At 64.4% G+C, this 20,129-nt stretch carries 18 protein-coding genes and 2 pseudogenes; 3 read left to right on the top strand and 17 right to left on the bottom strand.

Translation table 11 applies throughout. The features are described from left to right. Positions 1–44: 44 nt before the first annotated feature. The 10 genes and pseudogenes from N2603_RS19985 to rpoZ all read right to left on the bottom strand — a co-directional run bounded on the left by N2603_RS19985 (position 45) and on the right by rpoZ (position 8,598). Positions 45–315: pseudogene (locus tag N2603_RS19985) on the bottom strand (hypothetical protein). 99 nt (positions 316–414) lie between these two features. Beyond that, complete coding sequence (gene recO, locus N2603_RS19980) at positions 415–1,167, bottom strand: DNA repair protein RecO (protein WP_018644581.1); 753 nt, start codon at positions 1,165–1,167, stop codon at positions 415–417. A 150-nt stretch (positions 1,168–1,317) separates the two neighbouring features. Continuing rightward, positions 1,318–1,698: a hypothetical protein gene (locus N2603_RS19975; RefSeq protein WP_018644580.1), complete on the bottom strand. Its 381-nt coding sequence runs from the start codon at positions 1,696–1,698 to the stop codon at positions 1,318–1,320. 21 nt (positions 1,699–1,719) lie between these two features. Continuing rightward, the gene (gene era / locus N2603_RS19970; RefSeq protein WP_260390080.1) at positions 1,720–2,646 is read right to left on the bottom strand and encodes a GTPase Era; all 927 of its coding nucleotides are present in this window, start codon (positions 2,644–2,646) and stop codon (positions 1,720–1,722) included. Next, complete coding sequence (rnc, locus tag N2603_RS19965; RefSeq protein ID WP_018644578.1) at positions 2,636–3,487, bottom strand: ribonuclease III; 852 nt, start codon at positions 3,485–3,487, stop codon at positions 2,636–2,638. The genes era and rnc overlap by 11 nt, the downstream gene beginning before the upstream one ends. After that, positions 3,484–4,248 carry a signal peptidase I gene (gene lepB, locus N2603_RS19960; protein WP_018644577.1) on the bottom strand — a complete coding sequence of 255 codons (765 nt, stop codon included), beginning with the start codon at positions 4,246–4,248 and terminating at the stop codon, positions 3,484–3,486. The genes rnc and lepB overlap by 4 nt, the downstream gene beginning before the upstream one ends. A gap of 249 nt (positions 4,249–4,497) precedes the next feature. Further along, entirely contained in the window at positions 4,498–4,917 is a 420-nt protein-coding gene (gene acpS, locus N2603_RS19955) for a holo-ACP synthase (protein WP_260390079.1), read from the bottom strand. Further along, positions 4,914–5,666, bottom strand: a complete 753-nt coding sequence (locus N2603_RS19950) for a pyridoxine 5'-phosphate synthase (protein WP_260390078.1) — start codon at positions 5,664–5,666, stop codon at positions 4,914–4,916. Before N2603_RS19950 ends, acpS begins: the two co-directional genes overlap by 4 nt. Before the next feature lie 45 nt (positions 5,667–5,711). Next, positions 5,712–7,997, bottom strand: coding sequence for a RelA/SpoT family protein (locus tag N2603_RS19945; RefSeq protein ID WP_260390077.1), 2,286 nt, complete (start codon positions 7,995–7,997; stop codon positions 5,712–5,714). A 208-nt stretch (positions 7,998–8,205) separates the two neighbouring features. Then, positions 8,206–8,598, bottom strand: a complete 393-nt coding sequence (gene rpoZ / locus N2603_RS19940; RefSeq protein WP_008133017.1) for a DNA-directed RNA polymerase subunit omega — start codon at positions 8,596–8,598, stop codon at positions 8,206–8,208. Positions 8,599–8,928: 330 nt separating this feature from the next. On the opposite strand from rpoZ, the gene N2603_RS19935 reads away from it, so the two are divergent. Both N2603_RS19935 and N2603_RS19930 read left to right on the top strand, forming a co-directional pair. Then, the gene (locus tag N2603_RS19935) at positions 8,929–9,576 is read left to right on the top strand and encodes a LabA-like NYN domain-containing protein (RefSeq protein ID WP_018644573.1); all 648 of its coding nucleotides are present in this window, start codon (positions 8,929–8,931) and stop codon (positions 9,574–9,576) included. Next, on the top strand, positions 9,557–10,231 hold the full coding sequence (locus tag N2603_RS19930; protein ID WP_260390076.1) for a uracil-DNA glycosylase: 675 nt from the start codon (positions 9,557–9,559) through the stop codon (positions 10,229–10,231). Before N2603_RS19935 ends, N2603_RS19930 begins: the two co-directional genes overlap by 20 nt. 16 nt (positions 10,232–10,247) lie before the next feature. Here N2603_RS19930 and N2603_RS19925 read toward each other — a convergent pair whose 3' ends face one another. The 4 genes from N2603_RS19925 to dapA form a co-directional block, all read right to left on the bottom strand. After that, the gene (locus tag N2603_RS19925) at positions 10,248–10,829 is read right to left on the bottom strand and encodes a peroxiredoxin (RefSeq protein WP_260390075.1); all 582 of its coding nucleotides are present in this window, start codon (positions 10,827–10,829) and stop codon (positions 10,248–10,250) included. A gap of 4 nt (positions 10,830–10,833) precedes the next feature. Next, positions 10,834–11,307, bottom strand: a complete 474-nt coding sequence (gene smpB / locus N2603_RS19920) for an SsrA-binding protein SmpB (protein ID WP_018644570.1) — start codon at positions 11,305–11,307, stop codon at positions 10,834–10,836. A 73-nt stretch (positions 11,308–11,380) separates the two neighbouring features. Beyond that, positions 11,381–11,794, bottom strand: coding sequence for a large conductance mechanosensitive channel protein MscL (gene mscL / locus N2603_RS19915; RefSeq protein WP_026312235.1), 414 nt, complete (start codon positions 11,792–11,794; stop codon positions 11,381–11,383). Between the two features lie 54 nt (positions 11,795–11,848). Further along, positions 11,849–12,739, bottom strand: coding sequence for a 4-hydroxy-tetrahydrodipicolinate synthase (gene dapA, locus N2603_RS19910; protein WP_260390074.1), 891 nt, complete (start codon positions 12,737–12,739; stop codon positions 11,849–11,851). Between the two features lie 279 nt (positions 12,740–13,018). Between dapA and N2603_RS19905 the strand changes: the two genes are divergently transcribed. Next, positions 13,019–15,406 (top strand): lytic transglycosylase domain-containing protein, encoded by a 2,388-nt coding sequence (locus N2603_RS19905; RefSeq protein WP_260390073.1) that lies wholly within the window; start codon positions 13,019–13,021, stop codon positions 15,404–15,406. A 284-nt stretch (positions 15,407–15,690) separates the two neighbouring features. Here the strand turns inward: N2603_RS19905 and N2603_RS19900 are convergent, their stop codons facing one another. The 3 genes and pseudogenes from N2603_RS19900 to N2603_RS19890 all read right to left on the bottom strand — a co-directional run bounded on the left by N2603_RS19900 (position 15,691) and on the right by N2603_RS19890 (position 19,832). Beyond that, entirely contained in the window at positions 15,691–17,367 is a 1,677-nt protein-coding gene (locus N2603_RS19900; RefSeq protein ID WP_063710356.1) for an arylsulfatase, read from the bottom strand. 29 nt (positions 17,368–17,396) lie between these two features. Beyond that, positions 17,397–17,822, bottom strand: a pseudogene (locus N2603_RS19895) (formylglycine-generating enzyme family protein); the annotation flags it as partial. A gap of 402 nt (positions 17,823–18,224) precedes the next feature. After that, positions 18,225–19,832 carry a porin gene (locus N2603_RS19890; protein WP_260390072.1) on the bottom strand — a complete coding sequence of 536 codons (1,608 nt, stop codon included), beginning with the start codon at positions 19,830–19,832 and terminating at the stop codon, positions 18,225–18,227. Positions 19,833–20,129: the final 297 nt, after the last annotated feature.

Raw genomic sequence — 20,129 nt, 5'->3', positions numbered from 1 at the left:
CCCGTGCAGCCCGGTTCAGGATCAAACGGTTCCTAGCGGGCGGGCTACTGCCCGGCCCAGCCGGGCGGTCACAGTCTGGGTCTTTGCCTGTGCCGGGGCGTTGGTCAGGCAGCGGCGGGCCGTCTCGATCTCGGCCTCCGTCGCGCCATGGGCGCGCGCCCATGTCTCTGCGGCCGCCGCGGAATATTTCGCCACATAGTACCGCACGACCGTGCAGGAGGCGCGGCGAAACAGGCCGGGTTGCGGTTCGCCAGCCGTCGCGTCCGGCGCAAAGGCAAACAGCGCCGCCGACAGCGCAAATCCTCTGATCAACATTTAGGCTGTCCCCGTTGTGGAACCCAGGCGCCAACGCGATCACGCCGATTTCGTTCCCGGGAACTCCATGCGCTCAGGCAGGACAGAGCCGCGGTTCCCTCATGGCCCTGAAATCACCGCCCTCGCCTGCTGCCGCATCAGCGCGTTGATGAAGCCGGCCCGCGCATCGGAATGGCCCTGCCCGCGCGGCTCCAGCACGTGGCGCAGCAGGAACAGGCCGGTCAGCCGGAAGCCATCCTGGAGATCCTGCTCGGTGAGTTCGCTCGCGGTTTCGCCGTGCCGCAGGAACGGCGGCAGCCGCAGCAGCCGGTCGCGCCACGGCTCGCCCGCGCCGCGCGACACCGCCCCGCCTGATTTGGGCGAGACGTAGATCAGGTCCGTGGTCTCGCCGGTCACCGCACAATTCTCCAGCGCGAGCCCGAAGCCGAGCTCGGCGAGCATCGCCAGCTCGAAGTGGATGAGATGCACCGCCGCGCTGCCGATGTCGTCGAAATCATCGAGCGAATGCTCGAGCAGCGCAAAGATCTCCTCGTGCGGATCGCGCTCCGGCAGGAGCCGCGCGATCGAGGCGAGATGGGTGACGCCGTAGACCCCATGGGACGATCCCAGCAGCGTGGCCGCGCGCAGCTTCAGCCCTTCGATGGCGTAGGTGCCGAGATGCTCGTCGAGCCGCGCCCGCCACACCGCGCTGACGCTGTTGCCAGGCTGCAGCAGCGGCCGCAGCCGCGAGCTGGCGCCACCGCGTACGAGGCCGAGATGCCGGCCATGCGCGCGCGTCAAGAGCTCGACGATGGCGCTGCTCTCGCCATGCCGCCGCACGCCCAGCACGATGCCTTCGTCGGTCCATTCCATGGGAGGAAGTCTAGCGGATTCCAGTCAGGAGCGCAGCGTTCCATCCACTGTCATTCCGGGGCGATGCGACGCATCGAACCCGGAATCTCGAGATTCTCAGTGCGCAATTGCGCACCCTAGTTCGCCTCTCCGAGGCGCCCCGGAATGACGCTAGGCATTAAACCAGCCCTGCGCGTCGCCGGTGAAGGAGAAATACAGGCCCATCGTCGTCAGCACGCAGGAGACGATCTCGATGGCACTGTCGAGCTCCATGCCCTTCTCGCCGATGATCTGGCCGAGCGAGATCACCGACAGCACGAGCGCTGCCGCCAGCACCCAGCGCGGCCAGTTCTTGCGCCAACGCGCAGCCAGCCAGACGAAATAGACGAGGAGCAGGATCATGCCGCCGGCGAGCAGGGTCGCCGTCATGATCATCTGCCCGGTCATCTCGGCATTCGGCGTGCGGTCCTGCACGGCAACCGAGACGGCATCCAGCATCAACGATGCATAGAGCAGCGCTTCGAAGCGCTGGACGTTGGCAGGTACGCTCATCGGATGCCGATCTATTCTTGGTTATTCTTTGGGGAAGTCGAGGCCCATTTCGCGGTAGCGGTCGGGATCGTCACCCCAGTTCTCGCGCACCTTGACGAACAGGAACAGATGCACCGGCACGTCCAGGATCTGCATCAGCTCTTTCCGCGAGTCCGCGCCGATCGACTTGATGGTGGCGCCGCCCTTGCCGAGCACGATCTTGCGCTGGCTTTCGCGCTCGACGAAGATCGTCTGCTCGATCCGCACCGAATGATCCTTGCGCTCCTCCCATTTGTCGGTCTCGACCGTGGACTGGTAGGGCAATTCCTGGTGCAGCTTCTGATAGATCTTCTCGCGGGTGATCTCGGCCGCCAGCTGCCGCATCGGCGCGTCCGACATCTGGTCCTCGGGATAGAGGAACGGGCCCGGCGGCACCATCTCGGCGAGCGTCGTGCGGATGTCGTCGACGCCGTCGCCCGAGATGGCCGCGATCATGAAGGTCTTGGCGAACTTCATGCGCTCGTTGGCGGCCTGCGCCAGCGCCAGCAGCTTCTCGCGCTGGACCAGGTCGACCTTGTTGATGACGAGGATCTTGTCGTGGTTGACGCTGGCCGCCTTGGCGAGGATCGCCTCGGCCTCCTCGTCGATGCCGGTCTTGGCATCGAGCAGCACGCAGACGAGGTCGGCGTCGTGCGCCCCGCTCCAGGCGGTCGAGACCATGGCGCGGTCGAGCCGGCGCTTGGGCAGGAAGATGCCGGGCGTGTCGACCAGGATGATCTGCGCGTTGTTCTCGATCACGATGCCGCGGATCAGCGCGCGCGTGGTCTGCACCTTGCGCGAGACGATCGTGACCTTCGCCCCGACCAGCGCGTTGACCAGCGTGGACTTGCCGACATTGGGCGCGCCGATCAGCGCGACGAAGCCGCAGCGCGTCGCGGCAGGCGCCTCGCCGCTTGCTTCAGCCGTCATTGCCGCCGCCAACGCCTTCACGTTCGATCATCACTGAAGCTGCCACCTTCTCTGCCGCGCGCTTGCTGCCGCCGATGCCTTCGGCCGGCGCGAGGCCCGGCAGGTCGACGGCGACGCGGAATTGCGGATCGTGATGCGGGCCGGTGCGCTCGACCTCGCGGTAAACCGGCGTCGGCAGGCCCTTGCCCTGCGCCCATTCCTGCAGCACGGTCTTGGGATCGCGCAACGGACGCCGCGGCTTGTGCATGCGCTCGGTCCAGTTGCGCCTGACGAACTCGGCCGCCGCGGCATGGCCGCCGTCGAGGAAGATGGCGCCGATCACGGCCTCGCAGATGTCGCCGAGGATGGATTTGCGTAAGCGCGCATCGGCACTGGAGCCGACCGAACCGAGCTTGATGTCGTCGAGCAGGCCGAGCGACTTGGCAACGTCCGCGCAGCTCTCCTTGCGCACGAGCTCGGCGAGGCGCTTGGACAGCTCGCCCTCATCGGCGTTCGGGAAGGCATGATAGAGCATGTCGGAGACGACCAGACCGAGCACGTGATCGCCGAGGAATTCGAGCCGCTGATAGCTGTCGCCGCGCTTGCGCCCGGACTTCAGCGCCGAGACATGCGTGATCGCCTGCATCAGGAGGTTCGGGTCAGTGAAGCCGTGGCCGATGCGCGCCTCGAGCGCGGCATTTGCGTCCGCCGCCTTGGCCTTGCTGCTCCGCGCCCGCTTCTTCTTTGCAGGCGTCTTTGTGTCAGGAGTCTTGGTCGCAAGCGTCTTGGCGGCAGCTTCGCCGTCAGGGACGGCTTGCGCGTCGATCGGTTGGGTCGCGATGTCCTTGGCTTCGTCTTTCATCGGACGATTTTGAAGAAGCGATTCCAGCGCACCGCCCACGGCCAGCGCCAGAACATCCAGGCATGTTCGCCTTCGGCGATCGAGAAGAAGATCATCTGGGCGCGACCGATCAAATTCTCCTGCGGTACGTAGCCGACCTGGCCGAGGAAGCGGCTGTCGGTCGAGTTGTCGCGGTTGTCGCCCATCATGAAGAAATGGCCGGCCGGCACGGTGTAGACGTTGGTGTTGTCCATGTAGCCGTTGTCGGCGCAATCGAGCGTCTCGTAGGACACGCCGTTCGGCAGCGTCTCCTTCCAGCGCTTCACCCGGGAGATGCCCCCGCCCTCGGAGCCGCACGGATCCTCGCCGACATATTCGCTCATCCGCTGCCGCTCGACCGGGGTGTCGTTGATGTAGAGCAGCCCGTCCCGCATCTGGACGCGGTCGCCAGGAAGGCCGATCACACGCTTGATGTAATCGGTCGAGTCGTCCTTGGGCAGGCGGAACACGACGATGTCGCCGCGGTTCGGGTCCGAGCCCCAGATCCGTCCCGAGAACAGCGGCGGCGAGAACGGGATCGAATAGTGGCTATAGCCGTAGGAATATTTCGAGACGAAGAGATAGTCGCCGACCAGCAGCGTCGCCTTCATCGAGCCCGAGGGAATGTTGAACGGCTGGAACAGGAAGGTGCGGATCACGAGCGCGATCAGGAGAGCATGGATCACGACACGGATCGTTTCGCCGACGCCGCTCTCAGTTTTCGTTCCCGAAGTCACGCTCATTGCTCTCTCAATTCCGGCCGGCGATCACAGAGCGCCCTCCTCCCGCGAACGGCCCATCGCTTCGCGGCGCAAGGAGATTGTCCTGATTCTGATAATGAGGGCCAATTCCGGCGTAAAGCCGAATTCGCCCAGCCTGATTTGCGTCGGCGGACTTTTAGACGGTTGTCGGGAGCCACGCAATCAAGGATCGCATCGAAACTGCATAAGATATTGATTTTTAACAGGAATTATAAAATGACCGCTCAACTTTCAGGGCTTGGCCAGCGGAACGGCGGAAATGATGACGAAGGCCTGGGCGAGCGGCCAATCGTCGGTGATCGACACATCGATCCGTGCCTCGAATCCCTCTGGGGTCAGGGCCTGGAGCCGGGCCAGGGCCCCGCCCGTGAGCTCCATGGTCGGCCGTCCCCCCGGCAGGTTGACCACCCCCATGTCGCGCCACCAGACGCCGCGCCTGATGCCGGTGCCGAGCGCCTTGGAGCAGGCCTCCTTGGCGGCGAAGCGCTTGGCATAGGTCGCCACCACCATCTTCTCGTTTTTGGCCCGCCGCTCCGCCTTGGCCCGCTCGGCCGCGGTGAAGATACGGTCCAGAAAACGGTCGCCGTGGCGCTCGATCACCTTGGCGACGCGGGTGATGTCGATCAGGTCGGAGCCGATGCCGATGATCATGCCCGGCTCCGGCCGCGGTCCATCGCCGCCCGCATGCTGCGCACCGTCTCGGCAAGGCCCACGAACAGCGCTTCGCCGATCATGTAGTAGCCGATGTTCAGCTCCATGATCTCCGGCAGCGCTGCGATCGTCTCCGCCGTCGCGTAGTCGAGCCCGTGGCCGGCATGAACCTCCAGCCCCGCGGCCTTCGCCAGCTTCGCCCCCGCCACGATCCGTTGCCATTCGGCCGCGGCCTTGTCGGCGTGGCCGTCGACGACGGCATCGCACCAGGCGCCGGTATGGATCTCGATCACGGGCGCGCGCAGCCGCGCCGCCATCTCGATCTGCGCGGGGTCGGCGGCGATGAACAGCGAGACGCGGATGCCGGCATCGCTCAGCCGCGCGATATAGGGTGCCAGCGCATTGTGCTGCCCGACGACATCCAACCCGCCTTCGGTCGTCACCTCCTGGCGCCGCTCCGGCACCAGGCACACCGCGTGCGGCTTGGTGGCCAGCGAGATCCGCATCATGTCGTCGGTCGCCGCCATCTCGAAATTCAGCGGCTTGGAGATTTCCACCTTCAGCCGCGCCATGTCCTCGTCGCGAATGTGCCGGCGATCCTCGCGCAAGTGAGCCGTGATGCCGTCGGCACCGGCCTCGATGGCCAGCAGCGCAGCGCGCACCGGATCGGGATGGCGGCCGCCGCGCGCGTTACGCACGGTTGCGACGTGATCGATATTGACGCCGAGGCGGAGCGGAGTTGCGGGCATTTCAGGACTCACGAAATCAGAGAGACGGACGCATGCGAGATGCGTCTATCCATTAACACGTTCGACGCGGGCGACGACCGCCTTGGCGCGCAACTGGGCGAGGATGGCGCTCAGGTGCTTGAGATCGTAGACTTCGAGGTCGATCGTCGTCTCGGTGAAATCGGGCGAACGGCGCTGCATGCTGATGTTGTCGATGTTGCCGTCGTGCTCGGCGATCACGGTCGCGATCTGCGCCAGCGCGCCGGGCTCGTTGACGTTCTCGACCCTGATGCGGGCCGGGAAGCGCTGCGGCGCGGTGTCCTCGATGTCCCAGCGCACATCCAGCCAGCGCTCCGGCTCCTCTTCGAAATCCTTCAGGGCCGGCGCCTGGATCGGATAGATCGTGATGCCCTCGCCCGGGGTGACGATGCCGACGATGCGGTCGCCGGGCACCGCGCCGCCATTCGGCGCGAACTTCACCGGCAGGTCGGAATTGATGCCGCGGATCGGGATCGCGACCGGGCTGCGCGGCGGCTCGGCCGACTTCTCCTTGAGCTTGGCGGCCAGGCCCTTCTTGATGCCGTAGCGGGCGACGCGTTCCTCCTTGTAGTCGGGATACATCGCGCGCGCGACGTGGGACGCCTTGATCTCGCCGCGGCCCACGGCCGCCATGACCTCCTCGATCGAGGTGCGCGCAAGCCGCGGCAGCGCGCCCTTGAGCTTGTCGTCGGCGTATTCGATCTTGGCACGCTCGAACAGGCGCTCGACGATGCGCCGGCCGAGGCCGACATATTGGTCGCGCACCGCGGTACGCGTGGCACGGCGGATCGCGGCGCGCGCCTTGCCGGTGACCGCGAGCGTCTCCCAGGCCGACGGCGGCGCCGATTGCGCCTCGGAGGTCAGCACCTCGACCTCGTCGCCGTTCTGCAGCTCCGAGGACAGCGGCGAGAACTTGCCGTTGATCTTGCAGCCGACCGCGCTGTTGCCGACGTCGGTATGCACGGCATAGGCGAAGTCGATCACGTTGGCATGGCGCGGCAGCGCGATCAGCTTGCCCTTTGGGGTGAAGCAGAACACCTGGTCGTGGAACAGCTCGAGCTTGGTGTGCTCGAGGAATTCCTCGGGATTGGCGCTCTCCGACAGGATGCCGACGGTGTGGCGCAGCCAGGCAAACGCGTTGGATTCGCGCTTGAGGAATTCGGTCGGCGAGCCCGTGCCTTCCTTGTAGAACACGTGCGCGGCGATGCCGCGCTCGGCGATCTGATCCATCTCCTCGGTGCGGATCTGGAGCTCGGCGCGCTGGTTGCCCGGACCGATCACGGTGGTGTGGATCGAGCGGTAGTCGTTCTGCTTCGGCGTCGAGATGTAGTCCTTGAAGCGGCCCGGCACGACCGGCCAGGTGGTGTGAACGATGCCGAGCGCGCGATAGCACGCCTCGACGTCGTTCACGACGACGCGAAAGCCGAAGATATCCGACAATTGCTCGAAGCCGACCGACTTGCGCTCCATCTTGGTCCAGATCGAGAATGGCTTCTTGCGGCGGCCGTAGACCCGCGCGCCCAGGCCCCGGTGGCGCAGATTGTTGGAGAGCTGGTCCTCGATCTCGCCGATCAGGTTGCGGTTGCGCTCGGCGAGCGCATCGAGCCGCTGCATCACCACCGAATAAGCCTCAGGGTCGAGGGTGCGGAAAGACAGATCCTCCAGCTCCTCGCGCATTTCCTGCATACCCATGCGGCCCGCGAGCGGCGCATAGATGTCGAGCGTCTCCTCGGCGATGCGCCGGCGCGATTCCGTCGGCACGAATTCCAGCGTGCGCATGTTGTGCAGACGGTCGGCAAGCTTGACCAGCAGCACGCGGACATCGTCGGCAATCGCCAGCAACAATTTGCGCAGGTTCTCGGCCTGCTTGGCCTCGCGCGAGACCAGCTCCAGCCGCTTCAGCTTGGTCAGCCCCTCGACCAGCGCGCCGATCTCGGGCCCGAAGATCTGGTCGATCTCGGCCCGCGTCGCTTCGGTGTCCTCGATCGTGTCGTGCAGCAGCGCAGCCACGATGGTGGCGTCATCGAGCTTCAGGTCGGTGAGAATCGCCGCCACTTCGAGCGGGTGCGAAAAATACGGATCGCCCGAGGCCCGCGTCTGCGAGCCGTGCGCCTTCATGGCGTAGACATAGGCGCGGTTCAGCAGATCTTCGTTGGTGTTGGGATTGTAGGACCTGACGCGCTCGACGAGGTCATATTGACGCATCATGCGCGCGCGCGGCTTTGCCGGGCGCACCACCGGCGCAGTCGGGGCCATGGCAACCGATTCGGTTGCGGCCTGCATCTGCGTTAATCTCCGGCGCCGATATACCATGCCGTCCTGCCTTTAAACGGGCCGTGAGGCTGCCCGTTGTATACATCTTAGCTCCGTCCGCGCGCGCGTCAGTTCAATTCGATGACAGGTTCGCAGCGCCAACCGACAACACTATGGTAACCACGAAAACGCCAACAAAAGCAAAGGCCCGAACAACGGTTCGGGCCTTTGATATGATCACAAGAAGTCGACGATTGCGACGGGACGATTACTCGTCCTCCTCGGGCTGCTCTTCCGGCGGCGCGAGCCCTTCGAGGCCCTTCAGGAGCTCCTCTTCGGTCATGCGCTCAACGGCAACTTCGGTATCGTCCGCATCGACGCTGGCGCCGGCGGAACCGATCAGCGGCACCGTATCCGGCTCGGGCTCGTCGACCTCGACGAACTTCTGGAGCGAGTGCACCAGCTCCTCACGGAGGTCCTCCGGCGAGATGGTCGTGTCGGCAATTTCACGCAAAGACACAACAGGGTTCTTGTCGTTATCGCGGTCAACCGTTAGTTGTGAACCTGACGAAATCATGCGGGCGCGGTGGGCGGCCAGCAGGACCAGGTCAAACCGGTTGTCGACCTTGTCGATACAATCTTCTACGGTGACGCGAGCCATGGACTGTCGCTCCGTTGTGGGTGGGACGAAATATGTGGATGATTGGGGCTAGTTATAGGGGCCAAGGCGATTTCGCAAGGCCAATTTGTGATTTGGCCTCGCCAAATGGCTCTGGTACCCCCACATTAGGGCTGGGATGGGTGATTTCCCGGGCGGCCAGCGAGGGCGGCGCCGGGCATATGAGAGTCCGCCATAACTATACCTTGATTGCCCCGACTTCTCCGGATTTGCGGATTCGACGGGATTAGGCGCCACCTTGGGACTGCGCGACCGGCTGCCCCCGCGCCAACAATAAACGATCAATCACGACACACTACGCGAGCAAACTGAATGTCACCTTCTCCTACCAACAAGATCGCGCTCTTCATCGACGGGGCCAATCTCTACGCGACGGCGAAAACCCTGGGCTTCGACATCGACTACAAGCGCCTGCTGAAGGAGTTTCAGAGCCGCGGGACGCTGCTTCGGGCGTTCTACTACACCGCCATCATCGAGGATCAGGAATACTCCTCCATCCGCCCACTGATCGACTGGCTGGACTACAACGGCTACACCGTCGTCACCAAGGCGACCAAGGAGTTCATCGACGCTTCCGGCCGCCGCAAGGTCAAGGGCAATATGGACATCGAGCTGGCCGTCGACGCCATGGAGCTCGCCGAGCACATCGACCAGATGGTGCTGTTCTCCGGTGACGGCGACTTCCGCTCCCTGGTCGAGGCCGTCCAGCGCCGCGGCGTACGGGTCACCGTGGTCTCCACCATCGCCAGCCAGCCGCCGATGATCGCCGACGAGCTGCGCCGCCAGGCCGACGTCTTCACCGACCTCGTCGAGCTGCAATCCAAGCTCGGCCGCGACCCGTCCGAACGCCCCGCCCCGCGCGACCGCGGCGAGCGTGGTGAAGGACGCCACCACGCCCCGCAGTTCCTCCAGCGCGCGACCACCATGGCGCCGAGGGGCGATGACGACTTCGAGGAGTGAGGCGGCACGGTCAAGCCGCCAGCCCTCCACCCTCGTCCCCGACCGTGACTGTCCGCTCTGCCCGCGCCTGGTCGCCTTTCGCCAGGCGAACCGCGCGCGCGAGCCGTTGTGGCACAACGCCCCGGTCCCGCCCTTCGGCGACATCACGGCGCGCCTCCTGATCGTTGGCCTGGCGCCGGGCATGCAGGGCGCCAACCGCACCGGCCGCCCGTTCACCGGCGACTATGCCGGCGACCTGCTCTACGCCACGCTGCTCGAATACGGCTTTGCCAAGGGGACCTATCAGGCGCGGCCCGACGACGGCTTGAGGCTGGTCGACTGCCGCATCGCCAATGCGGTGCATTGCGTGCCGCCCCAGAACAAACCGCTGCCGGCCGAGATCAACACCTGCCGCCAGTTCCTCGTCGCCAATCTCGAGACGATGCCGAAGCTGCGCGCCATCGTCGCGCTCGGGCGGATTGCGCACGACAGCGTGCTCAAGCCGCTGAAGCTGAAGGCCTCGCAGGCCCCCTTCGGCCACGGGGCGGTGCATCAGGCCGGCCCGTTCAAGCTGTACGACAGCTATCATTGCTCGCGCTACAACACGAACACCGGCGTGCTGACGGCCGACATGTTCCGGTCGGTGTTCGCGAGGATCAAGGCCGACCTCGACTAGCCTTGCTTGCCTTGGATCAGGCCTTGGCCGGATTGGCCTTCAGCCAGTCCAGGACGTCGCCGGCATTCCGGTCGGGCGGAAACACCGGATAGAACACATGCGTGATCCTGGCATCGTCGATGATCAGCGCAAGGCGCTTGATCAGCGTCAGGCCCGCGACCTCCATGGTCGGCAAGTTCAGCGCGCGCGTGAGCACCAGCTTCTCGTCCGACAGCACGGGGAACGGCAGATGCAGCCGCGAGGCCATCTCGGTCTGGTATTCGTTGCTCTGGGTCGAGAGGCCGAACACGTGGGCGGCGCCGGCGGCCTTCAGCTCGGCAAACAGATCCCGGAACGCGCAGGTCTGTGGCGTGCAGCCGCGCGCCCCTGGGATCATGTCCCAATCGTCCACCAGCGCGATCTTGCCCGGCTCGCCGGTCCGCGGATAGGCAAACACCACGGTCCGGCCGTTCAGCGCCGACAACGTCACCGACCTGTCGTCGGTCGCGAGCAGGCTGACCGGAGGCAGCGTCAAGCCTTTGAGATGCGCTGCACCGCCATCGTCGGTGGGCGCGGGAATCTGACTCCAATCGACCTCGAGCAGGTTCCGCTGGTTCATCACACTATCCCCTCGCCCGCAGCAGCCGGCCCTTCTCACGGCTCCAGTCGCGCTTCTTCTCGCTCTCGCGCTTGTCGTGCAGCTTCTTGCCCTTGGCGACCGCAAGCTGCAATTTGGCGCGACCCCGCTCGTTGAAGTAAAGCTTGAGAGGGATCAGCGTCATGCCCTCGCGGTCGACCGCGCCCATCAGCTTGTTGATCTGCCGGCGATGCAGCAGCAGCTTGCGCGGCCGCTTCGGCTCGTGATTGAAGCGGTTGCCTTGGAGATATTCGGGGATCGTGGCGTTGATCAGCCAGATCTCGCCGTCCTTGGAGTCGGCGTAGGATTCGGCGATCGTGCTCTTGCCGTTGCGAATCGACTTGACCTCGGTGCCGGTGAGCGCAATGCCGGCCTCGATCGTGTCTTCGATCGCATAGTTGAAGCGGGCCTTGCGATTTTCCGCCATGACCTTGATCGGACGTTCGTTCTTGTCGGCCATGACCTACAAAACCTGGCAAAAAAACCTGATCGAGATGCGCAGCGATGCTAACAGTTTGGACGAAGCGCGCGCGTCACTTCTTGAGGAGATCGCGGATCTCGGTGAGCAGCACGACCTCTGCCGACGGCTTCGCCGGCTCGGCGGGCGCCGCCTCCTCCTTCCGCTTCAGCGTGTTCATGGCGCGGATCACCAGGAACAGCACGAAGGCGATGATGACGAAGTTGATCGTCAGCGTCAGGAAGCTACCGTAAGCAAGCACTGCGCCTTGCTTTTTCGCATCCGCCAAGTTGGTGGCGGTAACCGCCTTCGACAAGGGGATGAAGTAGTTCGAGAAGTCGAGCCCGCCGGTCGCGGCGCCGATGATCGGCATGATGACGTCACCGACCAGCGAGGTGACGATGGCGCCGAAGGCCGCACCGATGATGACGCCGACCGCGAGGTCGACGACATTGCCCTTCATGGCGAACTCGCGGAACTCCTTGAGCATCCGCATGCCCTTTTCGTCGACCCCCATGAAAGCTCCCCGGGTTTGGTTAGCGCCTCAGTTGATCAGACCGGCGTGCACCATCGCGCTGCGCACCGCAACGCGCGTCGGCTCGGAGACCGGCACCATCGGCAACCGCAGCGTCTCGTCGAGCTTGCCGAGCAGCGACATCGCATACTTGATCGGCGCCGGATTGCTCTCGATGAAGAGGTTGTTGTGCAGCGGCATCAGCTTGTCGTGGAGCTTCAACGCGGTGGCATGATCGCCCTTCTGCCAGGCGGCGTGGAACTCCGAGCACAGGCGCGGCGCGACGTTCGAGGTCACCGAGATGCAGCCATGGCCGCCATGGGCCATGTAGCCGATGATGGTGGCGTCCTCGCCGGAGAGCTGGTTGAAGTCCTCGCCCAGCGCTGCGCGCTGCTGCGACACGCGCACCATGCTGGCGGTGGCGTCCTTGACGCCGGCGATGTTCTTCAGCTCCCAGAGCCGCTTCATGGTGTCGACCGACATGTCGATCACCGAGCGCGGCGGGATGTTGTAGATGATGATCGGGATTCCGATCGCATCGTTGATCGCCTTGAAGTGCTGATACATCCCTTCCTGGGTCGGCTTGTTGTAATAGGGCGTCACGATCAGCACGGCGTCCGCGCCCGCCTTCTCGGCGTGCTGGGAGAGCTCGATCGCCTCCTTGGTCGAATTGGAGCCGGCGCCCGCGATGACCGGGACGCGGCCCTTGGCTTCAGCGATGCACCATTCGACCACCTTCTTGTGCTCGTCATGGCTCAGCGTCGGGCTCTCGCCGGTGGTGCCGACCGGGACGAGGCCATTGGTGCCCTCCGAGATCTGCCAGTTCACCAGGGAGCGGAACGCCGCCTCGTCCAGCGAGCCGTTCTTGAACGGCGTGACCAAGGCGGTGAACGACCCCCGGAATTTCGTCTTGGCTGCCATGGACTTCCTCCGTACGCGGCAATCTTGAGAGCAAGCCCATACATATCGGGTCTATCCCGCCGGTAAAAGGGCCGCTGCCGCGGGACGCACCGTTTAGGCCGCGATTTTGCCGCGGTGGTGGTGCAAACCCGCCGGAAGTAAGCGGCTGTTGGTATTTTGTCCGCATATTCAATCAGATTCAGCTAGATCTTGAGCCACTTCACTGATTCGGGGCGACAAAACGCCGTGACCTCCTTTCCTCGTGCCGCCTGGCGATCCCTAGGTCTGGCCGTGAGCCTGATGGCAGGGCTGTCGGTCGGCTGCGTCGCCCTCGCCAAGTCCAATGAGACGCCCGCGGAGGGGACCAAGGAACCCGCGAAGCCAGCTGCCAAGGATCCCGCGAAAGGATCAGCCAAGGACGCATCCAAGGGAACCGGCAAGGACGCAACGAAGGGCGCGAGCAAGGGGGCAACCGGCGCGCCGGCCAAGGACGCAGCGAAGAAGCCGGCCAAGGATGCAGGTAAGGATGCCGGCAAGAACGCAGCCAAGGACTCCGGGAAAGACAAGCCGAAGCCAGCGGCCGCAGCCCCCGCGCCGAAATCACAGCCGACCGCCAACAGCTCGCCGCCCAAAACCGCACCCGCCCCGGCCGTGACGGCCACCGTCAGGCCAACCGCCCCGGCCCCCGCAAAGCCCATCGCAGCTCCCGTGCTGGCGCCGGCAACCCGCCAGCACGCCGCGCCGCGCAAGCCGGTGACGCCGGCCGCGGTCGCGGCGACCTCGTCGACGTCGCAAGCCGACAAGGACACGCTGGAGAACGTCATCGAGCTCGTGCGCAAGCGCAAGCCGGGCGATGCCAGCAATTACGCCGCCTCCATCTCCGATCCTGTCGCGCGAAAACTTGCGGAATGGATCATCCTGCGCAGCGAGGACAATGGCGCAACCGTCGAGCGCTACCGCGCCTTCCTCTCCGCAAATCCGAGCTGGCCGTCGCAGACCTTCCTGCGCCGCCGCCTCGAGGCTGCGATGTGGGACGACAGGCGCGACGAGTCCGTCGCGTGGTCCTGGTTCGAGAACGAATCCCCGGTGTCCGCCAAGGGCCGCTTCACGCTCGCCAGGGCGATGCTGGCACGCGGCGACCGCGCCAATGCCGAACGGCTGGTGCGCGAGGCCTGGCGCAGCGATCCGATGTCGGAGGAGACCGAGAACAACGCGCTCGACCAGTTCGGTGCGCTGCTGACGGCGGGCGACCAGAAGGCGCGGATGGACACCCTGCTCTATGGCAGCGAGAACGAAGCCGCGTTGCGCGCCGCAAAGCGCCTCGGCGCCGGCTATGTCGCGCTGGCCAAGGCTCGCATCGCCTCCGTCAAGAAGGCGCCGAACGCGCGCGCATTGCTCGATGCGGTGCCGCGCGAGCTGCACAACGATCCCGGCTTCCTCTTCAGCAAGATCCAGCTGCTGCGACGGGAAGAGAAGTTCAGTGAGGCCGCCCAGCTGATGCTGTCGGCCCCGAAGGATCCGAACCGGCTCTACAATCTCGACGAATGGTGGATCGAGCGGCGCCTTTTGGCGCGCAAGATGATCGACACCGAGGAATTCCGCAGCGCCTATCTGATCGCGCGCGATGCCGCCCTGCCCTCGCGCGACATCTACAAGACCGAGCAGGAATTCACCGCGGGCTGGATCGCGCTGCGTTTCCTCAACGACCCCGCGACGGCCACCCAGCATTTCGCCCGTATCGGCGTCGGCAGCGTCAACCCGACCACGCTGGCACGCGCCGGCTATTGGCAGGGCCGCGCCGCGGAAGCCTCGGGCCGCCAGCAGGAGGCGCGCAACGCCTACGCGCGGGCAGCAGAGCAATCCACGAGCTATTACGGCCAGCTCGCGCGCGCAAAACTCGGCCTGCCGCAGATCGAGCTGAACAGCCAGCCGCGCGGCCGCGGCGCCGAGCGGCTTGAGATCGTGCGCGCCGCGCAGCTGCTCTACGAGCTCGACGAACGCGAAATTGCAATACCGATGCTCGCTGACATGGGCGAGAACGGCGATCCCGAGGCGCTTGCCGGCCTCGGCGAGCTGACCCAGCGCTACAGCGATGCGCGCGGCATGCTGCTGCTCGGCAAGGCCGCGCTCAACCGCGGCCTGCCGTTCGACTTCTACGCCTACCCCGTCAACGGCATCCCGCAATTCACCCCGATCGGCCCCGAGGTCGAGCGCAGCATCGTCTACGCCATCGCGCGGCAGGAGAGCGCGTTCAATCCGTCGGTGGTCTCGCCGGCCCAGGCCTACGGGCTGATGCAGGTGACGCCGGATGCGGCGCGCTATGTCTGCAAGCGGCACGGCGCAACCTACGATCTTGGGCGGCTCAAGAACGATTCGGTCTACAACGCCACGCTCGGCTCGGCCGAGCTCGGCGGGCTGCTGGCGGATTATCGCGGCTCCTACATCATGACCTTTGCCGCCTACAATGCCGGCCGCGGCAGCGTGAAGAAGTGGATCGACCGCTACGGCGACCCGCGCGACCCCAAGGTCGACGCGGTCGACTGGGTCGAGCTGATCCCCTTCTCCGAGACACGCAATTACGTGCAGCGGATCATGGAGAACCTTCAGGTCTACCGTGCCCGGTTCGGCGGCGGCACGCGACTGCAGATCGAGGCCGACCTGCGCCGCGGCGCCGGCAGCGTGGAATAGAGACGGCCCTACTCTGATTCGCTTCGGGGAGCATCGGTGGCGAGCGCCGGACATGCGACGTCGTCCGGCTTGGGCCTTCGAGGAATATCTCTCGGCCGTCGTGAGGCGAGCCGTCCCAGAGCGCGCAGCTTGAGAGCTGCCGACGTAGCTGGTCAGAACGTCCGCTACGGCGCCGATAGCGAACCAAATTCCGCACCGCAGCGAAACGACGCAAAGTCCCAACAACGGGTAAGAGGAGCGGGCGACCGATAAAAGGCCACCCGCAAGTGATCAGAACTGTACGCTTATTTCGTCATCGCCGCCCGCGCCGCTTCGATCTTGGCCTTCACCGCGTCTAGATTGAAGCTTGCGCCCCTCTGCATCGGCGGAAACTCTATCGCCGTCATCGCCAGCTTTTCCACCTGCTGCTGCACAAACACGAAGCGCCAGAATTCGTATTTGAACCAGTCAAAGTATTGTTGCGCTCCAAATTTGGTCCCGCTATCGGGCCAGCCCGTGCGCTCGAAAGGATCGAGGCGAAGGTTGGTCAAATAGGGCACATCAACCTTGCTTTTTTCACCCAGCCAGCCTCCAGGCTGATCGATGAAACGATACTTGTAATCGTCGATGCGCACGGCCCCCAGCTCGCTTTCGCCGAAATAAAAGATCTCGTGCCGATTTGACGGCCCCTTGCCAGTGATCATGTCCAGCTGGTTGTAACCGTCCAGATGGCACTTGTAGGTGCGGTCACCGATGTGCTTACCCTTTTTGAGCTCGTCGACGATGTTGGGGTTGCCAGCCGCGGCCAGGAAGGTCGGGAACCAGTCCAGCCCGGACATGATGCCGTTCTCGACCTTGCCGGCCGGCACCTTGCCCGGCCAGCGGATCATCGCCGGTGCGCGGAAGCCGCCCTCCATCACGGTGCCTTTGCTCTGCGCAAATGGCGTCTGTCCCCCATCGGGCCAGGTGAAGACCTCGGTGCCATTGTCGGTCGTGAAGACCACGATGGTGTTGTCATCGACGCCCATGTCCTTCAGCTTCTGCATCACGATGCCAACGTCGTCGTCGAGCTGCGCCATGCCGGCTTCATGGATGGACCAACCGTTCTTGGAGTTGCGCATCGCCTGGTACTTCGGCGACAGGTGCGTAACGATGTGCATGCGGGTCGGATTGAGCCACAGGAAGAATGGTTTGTTGTCGGCCTTAGCTCTGTCGATGAAATTCAGCGCAAAGTCGCGGATTTCATCGTCCACGGTTTCCATCCGCTTGGGATAGAGCGTTCCGGCGTCTTCGATCCTCTGCTTGCCGACTTTGCCCCAGCGCGGATCCACGGTGGCATCGTCCACGTTAGTCGCCCACGAGTGGACCATGTTGCGCGGACCGACTGTGTTCAACAGTTCCTGCGGGTAAGCGGGGTGGGCCGGATCTTCCATCGCGTCGAGGTGATACAGGTAGCCGAAGAACTCATCGAAGCCATGCACCGTTGGCAGAAACTCATTTTTGTCGCCAAGGTGGTTCTTGCCGAACTGGCCGGTGGCGTAGCCCATTCCTTTCAGCGCCGTGGCAATGGTCACGGCCTCCGCCGGCAGGCCGGTGGGAGCGCCTGCCTGGCCGACTGTGGTCATGCCGGTCCGGATCGGCAGCTCGCCAGTGATGAAGTTGGCGCGACCCGCCGTGCAACTCGCCTCGGCGTAGTAATCGGTGAACAGCATGCCTTCGGCGGCGATCTTGTCGAGGTTTGGCGTCCGCCCGGCCATCATCCCGCGGTGGTAGGCGCCGATATTCCAGATGCCGATGTCGTCACCCATGATGAAGACGATGTTTGGCCGCTGGCCGGCCGCTGCCGGCGCTGGTGCCGGTTGCTGCGCTTGCGCCGGGCTCGTCAATCCGACGGCCGAGAGCGCCGAAGCGGCGACGAGAGAACTACCACTCAACAAGAGATCGCGGCGTTTCAATCCTCCGCCGATTGGTCCCGTGCTCATCTCAGGCTTTTCCGGAATCCTATCGTTACTCATGATGTGATCCTCTTCCTGGTGATGCACCTGAAGCCGACATGGCTTGCTGAGGTGTCGATCGGCTCGGCATGACGCGCGGCCGGACGGTAGCGGCGGCAGTAGTTGGGAGCGCAAAGATGCGAGCCGCCTTTGAGCACCTTGCGTGGAATCCTGAGGTTTGGCTGACAAGAATCGTAGCTCGCGCCCTCGGGCCCGCCGCGAGGATTTTGCGGGATGCAGCAGGCTTTCGGGGCGTCCGCTTCGTGCTTCTGCGAATACCAATCGGCCGTCCATTCCCAGACATTGCCGATCATGTCGTGCAAGCCGTACCCGTTGGCCGGGAACGCGGTGACGGGCGAAGTGCGTTCGAAGCCGTCAGCCGCAAGATTCTGATGCGGGAAATTGCCCTGCCGATCCGAGCCCATGCGAAACGTGCCGCCCGGCACGTAAAGCATCCCCTCACCTGCTGGATCTTCGAACGATTGTCCGGAGCCAGACAACGAATTCGTATCAGCCAGATTCATGACGCCCCCCGCCCGTACATCAGCGGCCTGCGTTGCTTCACACCGCGCGACGAGTTGCTTCGCTTGATATGCGCTTTTCGATAGTGGGGTCTTTGACCGATGGTGAGACGTACAGAAACGAAGCGGCACTCCTCCGGGTTGATCCAGATCAACGGTCCGTTTCGGGCTGAGCAGACAGCGTGGAGAGGCCGCGACCTGAGCCGGAGCGAGCGACCGGTCACGGAAGCGGGGCGCCGGCTGGGCTGACATTGCCGGGGTCGCCCAAAAGAAAAGCCCCGGCGGTTTCCCGCCGGGGCTCTCTGTCAGGTCGTTAGACCGAACTTACCAGTTGCGCTGAGCGCGGAGGAGCAGAACGACCGAGTTCTGATCCTTGAGCTCGTAGGTCGCGACCGGCTTGGCCGGAACCGGGACCAGAGCGGCCGGGGTCACCGTACCAGCATACTTCTGGTCGAGATGGGTCCAGGCGAGGTCAGCCGAGAACGTCAGGTTCTTGACCGGGGTCCAGCGGGTGATGATACCCGCCTGGGCGATCGCGAAGTCCGGGTTGCACGAGGTCACGCCGGCAAAGCCAGCACCGATCACGCCACCACCAGCACCACCGGCGCCGCACAGCGTGGTCTTGGCCAAGGTGCCGAACTGCGCCTGAGCGTAAGCACCGTAGATCGCCGTGTTCCAGTAGGGATCCCAGTTATGGGTGTAAGCACCGCGGAAGCCCCAGGTCTTGACGGTCTCCTGCGAGCTGCCCGTGATGAACACGGTGTCCGGAGCCGAAGCGTAGCCGAGGCTCTGGTAGGCGGTGCTCGAACCGCCGAACATCACGTAGGTGCTGCCCGCCAGGTTCTGGAAGTTGTAGCGGGTCGCGCCGTCGGTGTAGACGCCCTGGATGTTGATCACGTCACCCGCACCAGTCGGGATGTTCTTGATCGACAAAGCGAGCTGAACCGCCCAACCCCACTTGTCGTCGGGGTGGCCAGTCGGCTCGGTCGCGCCGTAGTAAGCGACGTGGTTATCCTTGGCCGCAACCGACGCCTGGAAGAGGCCCCAGGCCTGGTCGACACGAACCTGACCGACGATGTTCGGCGAACGCGAACCGCCGATGGCGTTGGAGCCGTAGGAGGCACCGAGGACGCTCGACGCGGTCGCACCGGACATGTTGAGGTTGCCGGCCTGCATGTACGAGGTCGGATCTTCCAGCGAGATCGCCGCCGTGATGCCCTGACCGAAGTCAGCGGTGTAGGAGAACTGGTTGATACCAGTGACCGTGCCGCTGCCGCCGACGAGACCGTCGAAGTTGTTGCCGGGATAGTTGGTCCAGGGCGCGTCGAACTGCGACACGGCCTTACCCATGGTGAAGCCCGCGAACTGGATGAAGGCGTAGTACACGCCGAGCGAACCAGCCGAGGTGTTGCCGTCGGTGCCGTTGACCGAGCCACCGCCCGAGCCGAAGAGCGACGTGGTGGTCGCGCCAGGGGTCGTGGCAGTCGCCAGCGCGCCGCTGTAGGCGGTGGTGCCGGTCGCGCTGCCGGTGCCGACGTAGTTGCCGGTGGTCCAGGAGAACACGCCGTCGAAGAAGGTACGGACGACGCCGTACTCGGTCGCGGTGCGCGTGTCGATGTTGAGGTCTTCACGAGCGCGCGCGGTGTAGTAGTTCGTCAGACGGTTGCGTGCACCGTTGGCGCCCTGGGTCGAGACGTTCTGGTTCAGGGTGAAGTCCGAGTTGGTGCCCAGCGCGACTTCGGCGCGCAGGTAACCACCCAGCTTGATGCAGGTGTCAGTGCCCGGGATGTAGTAGAATCCGGCACCGTACAGGGAGCAGATCTTCACGTATTCGACCGCCTTGGCCTTCACGGGGAGATCGGCTGCCTGCGCTCCGCCAACGGCGATCAGACCCGCCGCTGAACCGAGCAAAAGGCTCTTAACCAACTTCATGTTAAACCTCCAAGTTTGCTCTATAGGGAAGGTTCCGGATCCGCTGGGTGACGACACCCTAAGGTTGGTTCCCTTGTCCCCTAACTCACCGCTTAGTCGCTTCGCGCCTTCGGACACACCCGCTGAACGCGAGGGACTTAAGCGAACCACCTAAAACGGGACGACCTCGGGATGCCCCCCTCCGTCGCTCAGTCACAATTACCGAACGTCCTTGCACACACAACAACAGAACGCTTCAAGACGGGCCTATGAAGCTCGTTTTCCGACGGGTGTTGCACAAATAACACGCAGATGTGA

Origin of the sequence: Bradyrhizobium huanghuaihaiense (assembly GCF_025200885.1) — a bacterium.
GTDB lineage: Bacteria > Pseudomonadota > Alphaproteobacteria > Rhizobiales > Xanthobacteraceae > Bradyrhizobium > Bradyrhizobium huanghuaihaiense.
This window is presented reverse-complemented; position numbering and strand designations above follow the sequence as displayed.

Bases quoted from the DNA above. Each gene is read 5' to 3' on its own strand.
- recO (WP_018644581.1), bottom strand. From the start codon at position 1,167: ATGGAATGGACCGACGAAGGCATCGTGCTGGGCGTGCGGCGGCATGGC.
- N2603_RS19975 (WP_018644580.1), bottom strand. From the start codon at position 1,698: ATGAGCGTACCTGCCAACGTCCAGCGCTTCGAAGCGCTGCTCTATGCA.
- era (WP_260390080.1), bottom strand. From the start codon at position 2,646: ATGACGGCTGAAGCAAGCGGCGAGGCGCCTGCCGCGACGCGCTGCGGC.
- rnc (WP_018644578.1), bottom strand. From the start codon at position 3,487: ATGAAAGACGAAGCCAAGGACATCGCGACCCAACCGATCGACGCGCAA.
- lepB (WP_018644577.1), bottom strand. From the start codon at position 4,248: ATGAGCGTGACTTCGGGAACGAAAACTGAGAGCGGCGTCGGCGAAACG.
- acpS (WP_260390079.1), bottom strand. From the start codon at position 4,917: ATGATCATCGGCATCGGCTCCGACCTGATCGACATCACCCGCGTCGCC.
- N2603_RS19950 (WP_260390078.1), bottom strand. From the start codon at position 5,666: ATGCCCGCAACTCCGCTCCGCCTCGGCGTCAATATCGATCACGTCGCA.
- N2603_RS19945 (WP_260390077.1), bottom strand. From the start codon at position 7,997: ATGGTATATCGGCGCCGGAGATTAACGCAGATGCAGGCCGCAACCGAA.
- rpoZ (WP_008133017.1), bottom strand. From the start codon at position 8,598: ATGGCTCGCGTCACCGTAGAAGATTGTATCGACAAGGTCGACAACCGG.
- N2603_RS19935 (WP_018644573.1), top strand. From the start codon at position 8,929: ATGTCACCTTCTCCTACCAACAAGATCGCGCTCTTCATCGACGGGGCC.
- N2603_RS19930 (WP_260390076.1), top strand. From the start codon at position 9,557: ATGACGACTTCGAGGAGTGAGGCGGCACGGTCAAGCCGCCAGCCCTCC.
- N2603_RS19925 (WP_260390075.1), bottom strand. From the start codon at position 10,829: ATGAACCAGCGGAACCTGCTCGAGGTCGATTGGAGTCAGATTCCCGCG.
- smpB (WP_018644570.1), bottom strand. From the start codon at position 11,307: ATGGCCGACAAGAACGAACGTCCGATCAAGGTCATGGCGGAAAATCGC.
- mscL (WP_026312235.1), bottom strand. From the start codon at position 11,794: ATGCTCAAGGAGTTCCGCGAGTTCGCCATGAAGGGCAATGTCGTCGAC.
- dapA (WP_260390074.1), bottom strand. From the start codon at position 12,739: ATGGCAGCCAAGACGAAATTCCGGGGGTCGTTCACCGCCTTGGTCACG.
- N2603_RS19905 (WP_260390073.1), top strand. From the start codon at position 13,019: ATGGCAGGGCTGTCGGTCGGCTGCGTCGCCCTCGCCAAGTCCAATGAG.
- N2603_RS19900 (WP_063710356.1), bottom strand. From the start codon at position 17,367: ATGAGCACGGGACCAATCGGCGGAGGATTGAAACGCCGCGATCTCTTG.
- N2603_RS19890 (WP_260390072.1), bottom strand. From the start codon at position 19,832: ATGAAGTTGGTTAAGAGCCTTTTGCTCGGTTCAGCGGCGGGTCTGATC.